Annotated in this window: 15 protein-coding genes and 1 tRNA gene; 8 read left to right on the forward strand and 8 right to left on the reverse strand. The window is 58.8% G+C overall.

Features of this window, described 5'->3' with window-relative positions; all coding sequences use genetic code 11:
• The 4 genes from VY732_RS29980 to VY732_RS15700 form a co-directional block, all read right to left on the reverse strand.
• Nucleotides 1-612: a transposase gene (locus VY732_RS29980; protein WP_007915478.1), complete on the reverse strand. Its 612-nt coding sequence runs from the start codon at nucleotides 610-612 to the stop codon at nucleotides 1-3.
• A 261-nt stretch (nucleotides 613-873) separates the two neighbouring features.
• On the reverse strand, nucleotides 874-2,082 hold the full coding sequence (locus VY732_RS15690) for a DSD1 family PLP-dependent enzyme (RefSeq protein ID WP_331695878.1): 1,209 nt from the start codon (nucleotides 2,080-2,082) through the stop codon (nucleotides 874-876).
• Nucleotides 2,083-2,156: 74 nt separating this feature from the next.
• Nucleotides 2,157-3,485: a D-arabinono-1,4-lactone oxidase gene (locus tag VY732_RS15695; RefSeq protein ID WP_331695879.1), complete on the reverse strand. Its 1,329-nt coding sequence runs from the start codon at nucleotides 3,483-3,485 to the stop codon at nucleotides 2,157-2,159.
• 76 nt (nucleotides 3,486-3,561) lie between these two features.
• Complete coding sequence (locus VY732_RS15700; RefSeq protein ID WP_331691162.1) at nucleotides 3,562-3,918, reverse strand: c-type cytochrome; 357 nt, start codon at nucleotides 3,916-3,918, stop codon at nucleotides 3,562-3,564.
• 390 nt (nucleotides 3,919-4,308) lie between these two features.
• Here VY732_RS15700 and VY732_RS15705 point away from each other — a divergent pair, with 390 nt between their 5' ends.
• The 4 genes from VY732_RS15705 (at nucleotide 4,309) to VY732_RS15720 (ending at nucleotide 8,482) form a co-directional block, all read left to right on the forward strand.
• On the forward strand, nucleotides 4,309-5,934 hold the full coding sequence (locus tag VY732_RS15705) for an NADP-dependent glyceraldehyde-3-phosphate dehydrogenase (protein WP_331691163.1): 1,626 nt from the start codon (nucleotides 4,309-4,311) through the stop codon (nucleotides 5,932-5,934).
• A 130-nt stretch (nucleotides 5,935-6,064) separates the two neighbouring features.
• Nucleotides 6,065-6,415: a DUF3302 domain-containing protein gene (locus VY732_RS15710; protein WP_116032458.1), complete on the forward strand. Its 351-nt coding sequence runs from the start codon at nucleotides 6,065-6,067 to the stop codon at nucleotides 6,413-6,415.
• Nucleotides 6,416-6,420: 5 nt separating this feature from the next.
• Entirely contained in the window at nucleotides 6,421-7,380 is a 960-nt protein-coding gene (locus tag VY732_RS15715) for an HlyD family secretion protein (RefSeq protein WP_077572665.1), read from the forward strand.
• Nucleotides 7,381-7,441: 61 nt separating this feature from the next.
• On the forward strand, nucleotides 7,442-8,482 hold the full coding sequence (locus VY732_RS15720; RefSeq protein ID WP_331691164.1) for an FUSC family protein: 1,041 nt from the start codon (nucleotides 7,442-7,444) through the stop codon (nucleotides 8,480-8,482).
• A 3-nt stretch (nucleotides 8,483-8,485) separates the two neighbouring features.
• Here the strand turns inward: VY732_RS15720 and VY732_RS15725 are convergent, their stop codons facing one another.
• Nucleotides 8,486-9,379, reverse strand: a complete 894-nt coding sequence (locus VY732_RS15725) for a DMT family transporter (protein WP_331691166.1) — start codon at nucleotides 9,377-9,379, stop codon at nucleotides 8,486-8,488.
• Nucleotides 9,380-9,517: 138 nt separating this feature from the next.
• Here VY732_RS15725 and VY732_RS15730 point away from each other — a divergent pair, with 138 nt between their 5' ends.
• Together VY732_RS15730 and VY732_RS15735 are read left to right on the forward strand one after the other, a co-directional pair.
• Nucleotides 9,518-9,955: an Lrp/AsnC family transcriptional regulator gene (locus VY732_RS15730; protein WP_116032466.1), complete on the forward strand. Its 438-nt coding sequence runs from the start codon at nucleotides 9,518-9,520 to the stop codon at nucleotides 9,953-9,955.
• A gap of 57 nt (nucleotides 9,956-10,012) precedes the next feature.
• Complete coding sequence (locus VY732_RS15735) at nucleotides 10,013-10,333, forward strand: YceK/YidQ family lipoprotein (RefSeq protein ID WP_331691167.1); 321 nt, start codon at nucleotides 10,013-10,015, stop codon at nucleotides 10,331-10,333.
• 78 nt (nucleotides 10,334-10,411) lie between these two features.
• On the opposite strand, the gene VY732_RS15740 is transcribed toward VY732_RS15735, so the two are convergent.
• On the reverse strand, nucleotides 10,412-11,083 hold the full coding sequence (locus VY732_RS15740) for a Bax inhibitor-1/YccA family protein (RefSeq protein WP_008081508.1): 672 nt from the start codon (nucleotides 11,081-11,083) through the stop codon (nucleotides 10,412-10,414).
• A gap of 122 nt (nucleotides 11,084-11,205) precedes the next feature.
• Here VY732_RS15740 and VY732_RS15745 point away from each other — a divergent pair.
• A tRNA-Ser gene (locus tag VY732_RS15745) sits at nucleotides 11,206-11,293 on the forward strand.
• Nucleotides 11,294-11,889: 596 nt separating this feature from the next.
• Here the strand turns inward: VY732_RS15745 and VY732_RS15750 are convergent.
• Nucleotides 11,890-12,090: a hypothetical protein gene (locus tag VY732_RS15750; RefSeq protein ID WP_154905228.1), complete on the reverse strand. Its 201-nt coding sequence runs from the start codon at nucleotides 12,088-12,090 to the stop codon at nucleotides 11,890-11,892.
• Between the two features lie 270 nt (nucleotides 12,091-12,360).
• On the opposite strand from VY732_RS15750, the gene VY732_RS15755 reads away from it, so the two are divergent.
• Nucleotides 12,361-12,672, forward strand: coding sequence for a hypothetical protein (locus tag VY732_RS15755; protein ID WP_154905229.1), 312 nt, complete (start codon nucleotides 12,361-12,363; stop codon nucleotides 12,670-12,672).
• Nucleotides 12,673-12,693: 21 nt separating this feature from the next.
• Here VY732_RS15755 and VY732_RS15760 read toward each other — a convergent pair whose 3' ends face one another.
• Complete coding sequence (locus VY732_RS15760) at nucleotides 12,694-14,232, reverse strand: adenylate/guanylate cyclase domain-containing protein (RefSeq protein ID WP_223841594.1); 1,539 nt, start codon at nucleotides 14,230-14,232, stop codon at nucleotides 12,694-12,696.
• Nucleotides 14,233-14,244 lie beyond the last annotated feature (12 nt).

Here is a 14,244-nt window from a genome sequence, read left to right on the forward strand (position 1 = left end):
TCAATTGCTGGCTGTCGAGGCGCAGGCGTGTTTGCCCAGCCACGTGTGCAAAAGCGCAAAGTTCAGCGAGAACTCGGGCATTTGCAGCAACGCGCCGCAGAACACTTCGCCAATGATTTTTTGAATGAGCAGCACCGCACGCGGCTCGTTGAGCAACGTGGCGATGTCGCGACTGAGGGCGTTGAAGCTCCAGACTTTCTGGTTCAGGCCAAGACCGACGAACCAGCGGAACAACAGGTTGTAATTGAGCTGTTCATACAGTTGCTGCTCGCTGGGCACGGAATAGAGGAGTTGCAGGAGCAGAATGTGCATCACGGTTTGCGCGGGGATCAGCATGCCGGGCTCGGCATTGAGGTCGTGCAGGAGCTCGCGGTGGGCATCGAGCAAATCGTCGATCTGCGGGCGCAGCAACACCAGCGAATGGCCCGGCGGAATGTAGCTCGAGACCTCTTTCAAGGCGCCCTGCCAGTCATCCTGCGAGACGATCCAGACCCACGGCGCGCCGTAGCGATACACCGAAACCGGCTTCTTGCGCGCGGCTTCGACGATCTTCGACAGGCGTTGATCGAGTTCCTGCATGCCCACTTTCGAGTAGCGTTCCATAGTCCCCATTGCCTCACTCCCGGCGTCCCGCCTCGGCTTGTGAAAAGCGCCCCATTGGGCCCCTCAAGCGCGTTACATAGGCATGACCGGACTGGCGATGTGCTACCGAACTTTTGTCATAAAAGCTTCATTACGGCGTATGGGTGTACACACATCCAATGTAGGAGTGAGCCTGCTCGCGATAGCGGTGTGTCAGCCAAAGAAATATCAACTGACAGGACGCTATCGCGAGCAGGCTCACTCCTACAGGGGATTTGTGGTGATTTGGGATCAGGTGTAGACGGGCCAGGTGTCGATGATTTTGCCGTTGCGCACGGCGAGCAGATCGCCGAATTGCAGAAGTACGGCTTCGGTCTGGGTCGGGCGCAGGAAGACTTGATCTTCCACCGTCAGCCCCACGGCGTTCGAGCCATTGACCATTTCCTGGTTGGAACTGCGACCGTAGACGCTGTTGCTCTGTAAACCCTTCGGCGATTCGAACTCGGCCATCCAGTTACCGCCGTAGATGAAGAAGGTCTGACGCTGATTCGCGTCCCACCACGAAAACAACTTCGACTTGTCATCCAGCGCCGGGATGTTCACCGCGCCGGTGCTCTTCAATACCGGCGTAGCGATGTAAGTCGCGGGCACATGCTCGGCCAGCGATGGCAAATCATAGTGCGTCGGTTTGAGCATCGCCGTGCCCACCGAAACTTCAGTGCTGAGCTTTTCGTTTTCGTGAATGCGATAACTCGGACTGCCGGCGGTGTTCAGGCACAACCCGTCGTGCCACAACCCCGGGAACTGCTGCCGGGTGAAATCGACGCAGTTCTGATAAATCACCATGACCTTGGCGAACAGTTCTTCCGGCGAGCCGAGAATCCCCGGCACGCCCATACCCACGAACGGGTCGTAACCCATGAATCCAGCGAATTCCAGATGTTGGGGGTTGGCGCTGATCAGCGTGAGCATCTGCCCCAGCACATTCACATCACTGACGCCGCCGCGATGCAGGCCGACATCCAGCTCGATGTTGATGCGCATCCGTGTGCCCAGTCCTTGAGCCAGCGCAAGGTATTGCTGCAAACGTTCGGGGCCGTCGAGCAGCCATTGCAGCTGCTTCGCCGGGTCGAATGGGCCTTTGTGGGATTGATAGAAAATCTCGGCAGAGCGCACCGGCAGTGGCTTACCGAGCAGGATGTCCGATTGCGGAAACGTGACGGCATCATGATTGAGAAATGGTTGATGGAACGACATCAACTTCTGCGTCCCGGCACGCTGGCCGATGTAATTCAACAATCCCGGCGCCGGCAAGGATTTTTCCACCAGCCGCAATTGCTTGCCCCCGCGTTTGACCGACTGCATCACCACATCGATGTTGTGATCGAGGCGATCCAGATCGATCAGCAGCACCGGGCGCATCGGGCCTTTTTCCTTTAACTCTTTGTTCAGTGCGCGGAAATATTCGCTGTACGGCGCGCCGTGGTCTCCCGGCCGCAAAACTGCGCCCACGCCCACCAACAACGCGCCGACACCCAAAGTGCCGAGCAGGAAATTGCGCCGATTGACCGCCATCAGCTCACCCCCAAAATCGACGACAAATGCGCATTGAGAAACCGCCCGCTCGGATCCAGCGCCTGGCGCACGTCGACAAACTCGCGCCAGCGCGGATAGAGCGGTTGCAGGTTCTTCGCGTTGAGCGTGTGCAACTTGCCCCAGTGCGGCCGGCCGTTGTACTTCCAGAAAATCGGCTCGACCGCTGCGAAGAAGTTGTGATGATCCATCTGATAATGCTGGTGCACCGAGATCGAACAGCTGTCGCGGCCCTCGAACATGCTCAGCGGGATATCGTCAGCCTTGACGTAGCGGTACTCGATGGGAAACCAGGTGCGCAGATCCTTGTCCTGAATCAGCTTGAGAATCTCGCGCAGGCACGCTGGGCCATGCTCGGCGGGCACTGAGTATTCCATTTCATTGAAACGCACCGTGCGCACATTGGCGTAGATGTCGAACGAGTCGCCGACGCGGTCATCGAAACTGGCCAGATGGCGCAAGTTGTTGAGCAGCGTGCGGCGCAGGTCGGGGAAGTCGCTGGCGTACTTGTCGATCTTCTCGATCAGGGTGACGAACTCGTTGCCGCCCTCTTCTTCCGGGCTGATCGGCGGCGTGGCCGGGTCATCGGTTTCGTTGAGGGCGATGGACAAGGCGTAATCGGAATGGGTGACGACGAGCATTTCCCAGTGCTGGTTTTCTCGGGTGTTGTGGTCGATGTCCTCCAGCAGTTCTTCGGTCTTGGCGATCCATTGGCGCTCGCGCAGGCGATAGGCCGGGCGGTTTTGCAAACGGATCTTCGTCGCCACGCCGAGTGCGCCGAGGGAGACGCGTGCAGCGTTGAATACTTCGGCATGGCGTTGGCTGTCGCAGTCGAGCACTTCACCGCTGGCCGTCACCAGTTGCATGCCGCAGACATGTGCCGAGTAGGACTGGAAGTTTTTGCCGGTACCGTGGGTCGACGTGGCAATGGCTCCGGCGAGGGTCTGGTAATCGATGTCGGCCATGTTCTGCAAAGCCTGGCCGATGTCTTTCAGCGGCTGGCCCATGCGTGACATCGGTGTGCCGGCAGCGAATTCGGCTTGCAGGGTTTTCGCATCGTGGTCGAGCAGACCATTGAAATAGCTCAGCGACAACAGCGTGCCATCGGTGGGCACCAGCGCGCTGAAGGAATGCGCCGAACCGACCGGGCGGATCTTGCCTTGCGCCTGCTGGATAGCGGCCACCAGCTCATCAAGATTCTTCGGCGCCAGTCGCGCCGCCGGCAGGCAACTCTGCCCGCCCGACCAGTTGCGCCACGGAATCAAACGCGGCGCACGCATCAATTGGCCCAGTGCCGGGTGGCTCGCCAACGCGCTGAACGCGCCAACGATACTTGCCCGTTGCAACAACTGACGCCGTGTCAGATCCATGGTCATGCCGGGCACCTTATTCTGGGAGCGGCTGGTCGGCCATGAAGCCGATCAGTTGCAGGAATTGTTCTTCGCTGCACTCGACGCACTGGCCCATCGGCGGCATGCCGTTGTAGCCGTTGATGGCGTGGTCGAGCAGCGTGTCGGCGCCCTGCCGGATGCGCGGTTCCCAGGCTTTGCGGTCACCGGTCAGTGGTGCGTTGGCGGCCGGGTTGGCGTGGCAGAGCTGGCAGCTGTTGGCGTAGATCTGCGCCAGTGCCGGGTCTTTGGGCATGGCGTTATGACCGGTGGTGGCCGAGGGTTTGGGGTCTTCGCCGCAGCCGGGCAGCGTCATGGCCAACGCCAGCAGTAGAGTGAGTCGGATTGCCCGCATAACGGCCTCGCTTATTGTTGTGCTCACACCTTAAGGCAGCGGCTGCAAAGGCTTGAGGGCATTGCGGGACAATGAGGGGGCATCCGGGGCCAGCCCTCTCCCCCGATGATCGTTCCCACGCTCTGCGTGGGAATGCCTGAAGGGACGCTCTGCGTTCCAATGGGACGCAGAGCGTCCCGGGCTGCATTCCCACGCAGAGCGTGGGAACGATCATCAAAAGATCGCAGCCTTCGGCAGCTCCTACAGGGTTTTCGGTGGGAATCACCGCTCTGCTGTGCGCCTTTGCGTGACATTCGCGTGACATTTGCGGGTTTAAATGTCGGCGCATTCAGGCGTATAACCTGTGAAGGCTTTTTGATCTGCATACGGACATCAACACGGGGTAGCGACATGACCACAGCAAACATCCTTGGCAACCTGTTCCCTTCTGTCAGCGACATCCCGGAAAAATACCGCCTCGACGCTCAGGTCGAGCAACGCGAATACCTGGTCGACGGCCAGTTGCGCCGCTGGGACGGCCCGCTCGCCACCGTGCGCAGCCCGGTCTATCTGAAAGGTGACAATGGCGACGAACAAGTCATCCTCGGCAGCACGCCGTTGCTCGATGCCGAGACCGCCCTCACCGCCCTCGACGCCGCCGTCCGCGCCTACGACCGTGGCCAGGGCCTGTGGCCGACCATGCGCGTAGCCGAACGCATTCAGCACGTCGAAGCCTTCCTCGGCCGCATGCGCCAACAGCGTGATGCCGTGGTGAAGCTGTTGATGTGGGAAATCGGCAAGAACCTCAAGGACTCGGAAAAAGAGTTCGACCGTACCTGCGACTACATCGTCGACACCATCAATGCACTCAAGGAACTCGACCGCCGCTCCAGCCGTTTCGAGCTGGAACAGGACACCCTCGGTCAGATTCGCCGCGTGCCGCTCGGCGTCGCCCTGTGCATGGGCCCTTACAACTACCCGCTGAACGAAACCTTCACCACGCTGATCCCGGCATTGATCATGGGCAACACCGTGGTGTTCAAACCGGCCAAGCTCGGCGTGCTGCTGATCCGTCCGCTGCTCGAAGCGTTCCGCGACAGCTTCCCCACCGGCGTGATCAACGTGATCTACGGCAGCGGCCGCGAAACCGTCAGCGCGCTGATGGCCAGCGGCAAGATCGACATTTTCGCCTTTATCGGCACCAACAAGGCCGCCAGCGACCTGAAGAAACTGCACCCGAAACCACACCGTTTGCGTGCCGCGCTGGGGCTGGATGCGAAGAATCCGGGCATCGTCTTGCCCGAAGTCGACCTCGACAACGCCGTCAGCGAAGCGGTGACCGGTTCACTTTCGTTCAATGGTCAGCGCTGCACCGCACTGAAAATCCTCTTCGTGCATGAAGACGTGGTCGACAGCTTCATCGAGAAATTCAACGCCAAACTGGCCACGCTGAAGCCGGGCATGCCGTGGGACAACGGTGTGTCGCTGACGCCGCTGCCGGAGTCAGGCAAGGTCGATTATCTGCACGGTCTGGTGGCCGATGCGCGCAGCAAGGGTGCCGAAGTGGTCAACCCCCATGGCGGCGAATCCCGCGAGTCGTTCTTCTATCCGGCGGTGCTGTACCCGGTGAACCCGCAAATGCGCGTCTATCAGGAAGAGCAATTCGGCCCGGTCGTGCCGATCGTGCCGTACCGTCATCTCGATACCGTGATCGACTATGTGCTGGAGTCGGATTTCGGTCAGCAGTTGAGCATCTTCGGCACCAACCCGGTGGCGGTCGGCCGTCTGGTCGACACCTTTGCCAACCAGGTCGGGCGGATCAACCTCAACGCACAATGCCAGCGCGGGCCGGACACTTACCCGTTCAATGGTCGCAAGAATTCGGCCGAAGGTACGCTCTCGGTACACGATGCGTTGCGCGTGTTCTCGATCCGTACGCTGGTGGCGACCAAGTTCCAGGACAGCAACAAGGACCTGATCAGCGAAATCATTCGCGGGCGTGATTCGAGCTTCCTGACCACCGATTACATCTTCTGATCGACTGTCAGCGGGATCGTGAACAAGCAAAAAGGCGACGGCATCCGCTTCTGATCCAAAGTCGCCAAGCGCCCGGCAAATCAGTGTCTACACTGATGCCAGCACTGTGCTGGATGCCGGGAGCTTGACCATGCTGGATTACTTTGCGCTAGGGGTTTTGGTGTTTGCCGGGCTCGTACTGTTTTACGGGATCATCGTGTTGCACGACATTCCCTATGAGATTGCTGTTCATCGTAAACACCCGCATCAGGATGCGATCCATGCCACTGGCTGGGTCAGTCTGTTCACATTGCATGCGCTCTGGCCTTTCCTGTGGATCTGGGCGATGGCCTATCGAGAAGATCGCGGCTGGGGGTTCGGTGACGGTAAATCTGTGCAAAACCATGTGGTTCACCTGGAGCAACAGGTGGTCGAACTGCAAGGTCGCATCGAACGACTCGAAGCACTGAACGCCCCTGCCCCCCACAACAGGGAGGGCTGAACGCCATGGACCTGCTGCTTATCCTGACTTACGCCGCGTTCTGCGTCGCAGTATTCAAGATCTTCCGTATCCCGCTGAACAAATGGACGGTACCCACCGCCGTACTGGGCGGCATCCTGCTGATCGGCGCCTTGATTTTCACCATGAACTACAACCATCCCTACTCCGAGGTGGCGCGCACTTACTTCGTGTCTGTGCCGGTGATTCCCATCGTCAGCGGCCAGGTGATCGACGTGCCGGTGAAGGGTAACGAGCCACTGGAAAAAGGCGATGTGCTGTTTCGCATCGACCCCACACCGTTTCAAAACCGGGTGAAATCGCTCAAGGCGCAATTGATCGCCGCCAAGGGTGATCGCTACCGCATCACCGAACTGATCCGGCGCAACTTCGGCACCCAGCGCGAACTGGATGCCGCCATCGCCCGCACCGACGATCTGCAAGCGCAACTCGACAACGCCCAGTTCGAGCTGGACAACACCACCGTCCGCGCGCCGAGCAAAGGTTTCGTCACTCACGTGTCCTTGCGACCGGGGATGATGGCGAGCAAGTTGCCGTTGCGTCCCTCAATGGTGTTCATTCCCGAGGAAGGCCAATACTTTGCCGCGTGGATGCGCCAGAACAGCCTGCTGCGCCTGACCGTCGGGGATGAGGCGGAAGTCGCGTTCGACGGCATTCCCGGCAAGGTGTTCGCCGGTCGGGTGAAGAATGTCATCGGGGTGATTGCCGAAGGCCAGGTGCAACCTTCCGGCACACTGATCGGCTATACCGGTTCGCCGCCGGCCGGGCGTGTGCCGGTGATCATCGAAATCACCGATCCGGACTTCGCCCAGTACAGCAAGCTGATGCCGGGTGGTGCCTACGGACAGGCGGCGTTGTACAGCCAACACTTCCACCATATAGGCACGATGCGCAAAATCCTCCTGCGTATGGCAGCATGGATGAATTACATTTTCCCTTTCCATTGACCTGAAGCCCAATCACGAGAGGCCCGCACTGAGTACTTACAGCACCCATCGACTTCCGCCCTTGCTGCGCCGTGTCCTGCGTCCGTTGCTTGATCCTTATCGACGTTACCGGCACGCGCGGCTGATTCATGCGGTGCGCGTGGCCCTAGGCTTGCTGGCAACGATCCTGCTGACCACCGGCATCAACTTGCCCCACGGCGAATGGGCCTCGGTGACCATGCTGGTGGTGATCGGCGGTTTGCAGCATCACGGCAACATCGGCAAAAAAGCTGCCGAACGCGCCACCGGCACCTTGATCGGTGCCGGCGTCGGATTGCTGCTGGTGGCGCAGCAGGCGTGGCTCGGCATGCCGTGGCTGACGTATTTTGCGATGGCGGTGGTCTGCGGTTTCTTCTCTTATCACGCCATTGGCAAGGGTGGTTACACCGCCCTGCTCTCGGCGATTACCGTATTCATCGTCGCCGGGCATGGCGACAATCCGATCACCGACGGCTTATGGCGCGGGGTCGATATTCTGATCGGAATCGCCCTCGCTCTGGCCTTCTCTTTCGCCCTGCCGCTCTACGCGGTGTATTCGTGGCGCTACAACCTCGCCGATGCCCTGCGTGATTGCGCCACGGTGTACGGGCGGATCATCAGCGGTCAACCGGTCAGCGCCGATGAGCATTTGAAGTTGATGGGACGACTCGGCGCGGTGATGGTGCAATTGCGCTCGCTGATGCCGTCGGTGTCCAAGGAAGTGAAGATTTCCATGACCGAACTTGATGCCATCCAGCGCAACCTGCGCATGTGCATCAGCACGCTGGAGATCCTTGGCAACACGCGACCGGATGCCAGCGACCCCGAGGCCATGGCGCATTTGCAATCTGCGCTGAAGGCCGAGCACCGGCAGATTCGCGTGCAACTGATCGGCATGGCCCGGGCGTTGAAAACCGGCGCTTCGCAACGCCTGGACAAGCCGCTGGAGTTGCCGGAAGTCAACCTCGATGCGCCGGTTTACAGCACGCTGGATGGCTACCGACTGTTGACCCGGCAACTGGCGGCGAACATCGGCGAGATGCGCCAGCGCCTGGCAAAAACCGCGCCGCACTGGAACATCTGAGGGTTACTGCGCAGCCAGCCGCAGGCGCTTCAGGCCCCAGCCCTGTTGCATGCCGGCGGCGGCCAGCAGGATTGCCGCCACGCCGAGCCATTGCAGGGTTTCCAGGCGATGGCCGAACGCGAACCAGTCGACGAAGATCGCCGCAATCGGGTAGATGAATGACAGCGCGCCGGTCAATGCGGTCGGCAACTTCTGGATCGCGCCGTACAGCAGCACATACATCAGACCGGTGTGAACGATGCCCAAGGTGACCAGACTGGCCCAGGCACTCGGTGCTTGCGGCAGCGCACTGAAATGCGCGAACGGCGCCAGCAGCAAAATCCCGGTGCAGACTTGAATCAATGCAATCAGATGCGGTGGCGTGCCGGTCAGGCGTTTGATGATCAACGCGGCAATGGCGTAGAGAAACGCCGCACCCAAGGCCAATGCAATGCCCATCAGATAGTCGTTGCCGCTCTCACCCTGAGTGCCGTGGGCACTGACGATTGCCAGCATGCCCATAAACGAAATCGCCAGCCAGAACAGCTTTTGCAGGGTGATTTTTTCGCCGAGAAACAGCGCCGCCAACCCGACCAGCATGAACGGCTGGACGTTGTACACCGCCGTGCCGATGGCAATCGAAGCGCGGGAGTACGAGGCAAACAACAACACCCAGTTACCGACAATTGCCATCCCGCTCAGCACCGCGAGCAAAAATGTGCTGCGGATCAGAATGCCCGGGCGCAGAAAGCCGAAAGCGGCACAGATCAACAACAAGGTGCCGGCACCGAACACGCAGCGCCAGAACACCACATCGAGCACCGGTTGCCCGGAGACCAGCACGAACCAGCCGATCGTCCCGGATATCAGCATGGCGGCGGTCATTTCAAATGAGCCGCGACGGATTGTGTTGTCCATCATCTATCTCCAGAGTTTGTGTGAAAAGTATGCCAAGCGAACATCCTGTCACTCCAGAGCAAAAGGCAGGCTAAACTGCTGATCTGCCTTTTTTATCAAGGGTGATTATTTGAAATCACCTAATTCTGGAGTTACGCCATGACCGACGATATCGACCAGATTCTTATCAGCGCCCTCATGGAAGATTCTCGGCGTTCACTCAAAGCACTGGCGCAGATCAGCGGATTGTCTTCACCGAGCGTGGCCGAGCGTTTACGCCGACTGGAGGAGCGCGGTGTGCTCAAGGGCTACACCGTCGAGATAGATCCGAAGTGCTTCGGTTATCAGTTGCAGGCAATCGTGCGGGTGCGGCCACTGCCAGGGCAGTTGCAGGAAGTCGAACGGCAGATTCAGGCAATTCCCGAATTCACCGAGTGCGACAAGGTCACCGGCGAGGACTGCTTTATCGCTCGCCTGCACGTGCGCTCGATGGAACAACTGGACACCCTGCTCGACCGACTCAATACCTTGGCCGAAACCAACACTGCAATCGTCAAGAAGACGCCGGTGAAGCGTCGTTTGCCGCCGATGGCCTAAGTGCATTTGCTGCACGTTCAGCGTAGATTGAGGTTTTTCCGGCGAAGGATTGGCGGTATGAAAGTTCAGGCGGCAATGATGCTGATGGCATTAGTGTTGAGTGGTTGCGGGACAGTGCAAACGGTCATGCGCGACGACCAGGTCGCCGTGGACGATTTGAGATCGAACAAATCCTATTGCGGGGCGGTGCCGAGGATCTACAGCGGTGTGATGTATGACTTCTGCAGTCTGCATGCGCCGATAGACGAAGGTAACAAGTACAACGCCGCCCTTCCTGGCTGGGCGATTGATGCGGTGGCTTCCGGGGTGCTCGATACTTTGTTGCTGCCCTACACCGTCTACAAGCAACAGACTGACGGCAGCATCGTGATCAATTGAATAGCTCCAGGCACACGCATTCCTGCAGACAACAAAAAACCCGCCGTAGCGGGTTTTTTGTTATTTCACAGCCAGCGATCAGTCGTCGCGGCTCATGATGCCGAAGATCTGCAACAAGCTGATGAACAGGTTGTAGATCGATACATACAGGCTGATGGTCGCCATGATGTAGTTACGCTCGCCGCCGTGGATGATGGCGCTGGTCTGGAACAGGATGCACACCGACGAGAACAGCACGAAACCTGCGCTGATCGCCAGTTGCAGGCCGCTGATCTGGAAGAAGAAGCTCGCCAGCGTTGCACCCAGCAACACGAAGAAACCAGCGGTGATGAAACCACCGAGGAAGCTCATGTCCTTGCGGGTGATCAGCACGTAGGCCGACAGACCACCAAACACCAGCGCGGTCATCGCGAACGCCGAGCTGACCACTTCAGCGCCGCCCTGCATGCCCAGGTAACGGTTGAGGATCGGGCCGAGCAGGAAACCCATGAAACCGGTCAGCGCAAAAGCGGACACCAGGCCCCACGCGGAATCACGGAGTTTGTTGGTGAGGAAGAACAGCCCGTAGAAGCCGATCAGCACCACGAAAATATTCGGGTAGCCAACACGCATCTGCTGTGCGACGAAAGCCATGACGCCGCTGAATGCGAGGGTCAGAGCCAGTAGGCCGTAAGTGTTGCGCAGGACGCGGCTAACCTCTAGCTGCTCAGCCTGCACGCTGTTATTAACTGCGTAATCCTGTTCGCGCATGGCGACACTCCTGTTGGTTTGAAACGTTCAGTCGCAAAGATCATAACAGACGCTCTGTAACAAGCCATGCAGAGAGTTTGACAGTGTGTTTCATTCAGGTATTATGGCGCCCGCAACGCAACGGAGGTGTGGCCGAGTGGTTTAAGGCAACGGTCTTGAAAACCGTCGACTGTAACAGGTCCATGAGTTCGAATCCCATCGCCTCCGCCATCTTTATACGACAAAGCCCTGATTTTTCAGGGCTTTGTCGTTTCTGCTGTCTGATAAATAACCCCAGCCCACACTCCAGCCCACACCTTGGATGAAGCTTTACTATTCGACCAGCGGCTAATTCTTCGTATGGTCTCTTGCCTGCACCTGCAGCCCTGAAGAACGGGTTTGGAATCAGATTCTGCAGGAAGCGCCGAAACGAAAACAGAGGTGTGATCTCACTGCGACGCAGTCCAACAAATTACGCACAAACAAAAACGCCGCTCAGTGAGCGGCGTTTTTGCGTTTTTGGAGCGGGAAACGAGACTCGTATCTAGCGTCCGATCCATTGAAAATTAAGGGGTTTCATTTCTTCCCGAAGCAAGAAACGACTCAATTCTGGACTTGTTTTGGGGGTGTTTCAAGAGCAAAAAAGGAGAAATTCCAAGGCAAGCTATTGGGTTCTGCTCATAACCAATCGGGAGTATGTCATTAACCCGAACGCATCAATTACTCAGGTTCAGATCGAGATCCGTCCCCACCGACAAGCCCCCTAGACGCAACGACCGAAGATTGCCTTCGGCCGCCGCACCAGCTGCGGGCAAAGCCCGCCTGGATCAGTAGGCTTCCAGCTTAAACGGCGCGTCCGCAGAGGCGGCGCAGTCGGCGCTGAGCAGGCCTGCCGCATTTGGCCGCATAAGTATCGTGTAACGGGTCTGTACTTCCACCTCGATACTATCGTCGTCAATCGCCGAGTTATCGGCGTTGAGTGGCAGCTTGAAGGTCGCGTTGGTTTCCAGGTGCGTCTGGCAGTTCATGCAACCTTCTACGTGCCAACGGCTGAGGATCGGCCGGGTACTCTTTCACTGCCTGCGTTCCTATCGATTACGGAATCATCCCAGGCATGTACCCAATTTGACACGATCGCCGTGTTGGAAGAAATTGATGATTCGCCTCTTCTTTTCAACCTGAAATCCTGTGGCTGTATCTGCAACCCAAATTGTCCAACACGATTGATTGGATGTTCCCCAACCGGCCACTGGCCCAGTCGATTGCTGGGTGCCTGGTTTCCTAATAGGAGTGACAAATTGCTGACTCGCCCCGACAAAGATGCGCTACGTGCGATGCTGGAATCGCAAGTTCAAGAAAAGCTACAGCACGCCCCTGATGCGGTAACGACTTATGCAGCACAACCTGAACCCGAAAGAAAGCCATACACCAGTAAGCCCACGGTTCAGGACAAGGCATTTCACAGGGAGCTCGATCAGATGCGTGCGGATGCTGAAGCCGGAGTGATACATAAACAGGTGCGCGAGCCAATGGACGATGGTGAGTCTAGCCTTGCGCTCAATGATTACCCTGGCTTGAAAGAGGCAGGCTCTGCATCAAATCAGTGGTGATGTTTTGGCGCCTGTTCTGCGCTAATCGGTACCTAGCCGCCCTCCTCTTATGCAGTCTGTCGACACTTCCTCCATGAAGAAAGGGTTGCCCTCCGTCTTCTCCAGAATGAGCTGTTTGAGGGGGACGAGGGTGGGATCGTCCCCCAGCAGGGCCGCGAGCAGCCCCTGGGCTTCGGCCGGGCCCAGCGGTTCGAGCCCCAGTTGGCTGCAATGACCCGCGCGCGTCCATACAGGCTGATACTCAGGCCGGTAGTTCACCAGGAGCAGAATCGAAGCATTCGCCACGCGGTCGATGAGGCACATGAGGAATGCTTCGGTCTCGCGGTCCAACCATTGCAGGTCCTCGAACAGCAGTTCGATCGGCTGATCGCGACTCTCGCGCGCCAGAAGTTGCGTAATCGCGTCGAAGATGCGATCGCGCCGGATCTGCGGATCCATTTCCGCGAGCGCCGAATTGCGTTCGCCAATACCCAGCAGATAGAGCAGGTAGGGCACGAGATCCTCGAAGCTGCGCTCGAGCGTCAGGGTCTTGCCCATAACCTTTTCCCGGCACCGCCGCTCGTCGTCCAGGGCAGTGATCTGAAAATAGTTTTTCAGCAGCTCGATGAGCGGAAAATAGGCAAAGGCCTTGCCGTGCGATACCGAGAACGTCTCCAGCACCAGACAGCCGCGCCGCGAGCGTTCCTTGAACTCATGGAACAGTCGCGACTTCCCGACCCCGGCCTCGCCTACCACCGCGACGACCTGCCCGTGGCCCGCTTTGTCCTGATCGAGCGCCTGATGCAGGTGGTCCAGCTCGACCTGGCCGCCGACGAATCTGGCCAGCCCGCGATGTGCCGCCAATTGCAGGCGCGTGCGCAGCGCGCCGAGACCCTGCACCTCGTACACGATGAGCGGCTCGGGAATGCCTTTGACCTGGGTGGGCCCCAGAGCCTTGAACTCGAAATAGCCCTCCGCCAGCTTGTAGGTGGACTCGCTCACCAGGATCGACGATGGCGCGGCGATTCCCTCCATCCGAGACGCAATGTGAATCGTGTGCCCGACCGGATCGTAATCGGTGTGCAAATTGTCCGTGCGAATCGAACGCACGACGACCTCTCCAGTGTGGATGCCGACGCGGATTTGCAGCGGAATGCCTTTTTCCAGACGAATACGGTCGCCATGTATCGCCTCCTGCATTCGCAGTGCCGCATACAGCGCCCGCTGCGGATGGTCTTCATGGGCGATGGGGTCCCCGAATAGCGCGAGGATGCCATCGCCCAGCGTCTTGGCCACGTAGCCTTCGTAGTAGTGGACGGCTTCCATCATCAGCGCGATGACGGGCTCGAACAAACGCTGGGCCTCTTCCGGATCGAGGTCGTGGATCAGCGCCATGGAGCCGGCCATGTTGGCAAACAGCGCCGTGACGGTCTTGCGTTCACCGGCGGTCTCGCCCCGGGCTTCCATGGCCGCCTGTTCGGCGCGGATGCGCTCGGTAAGGTAGTGGGGGCGTGTAAAGAATGGGCGCGGGCGAAGGCTCTGAAACAGGTGGGAGGCGCGGTGAAGGCGTAGCAGGCGCATCGGTCAGCGGTG

Source organism: Pseudomonas sp. ZY71, assembly GCF_036542145.1.
In the GTDB taxonomy this organism is placed as follows: Bacteria; Pseudomonadota; Gammaproteobacteria; order Pseudomonadales; family Pseudomonadaceae; genus Aquipseudomonas; species Aquipseudomonas koreensis_A.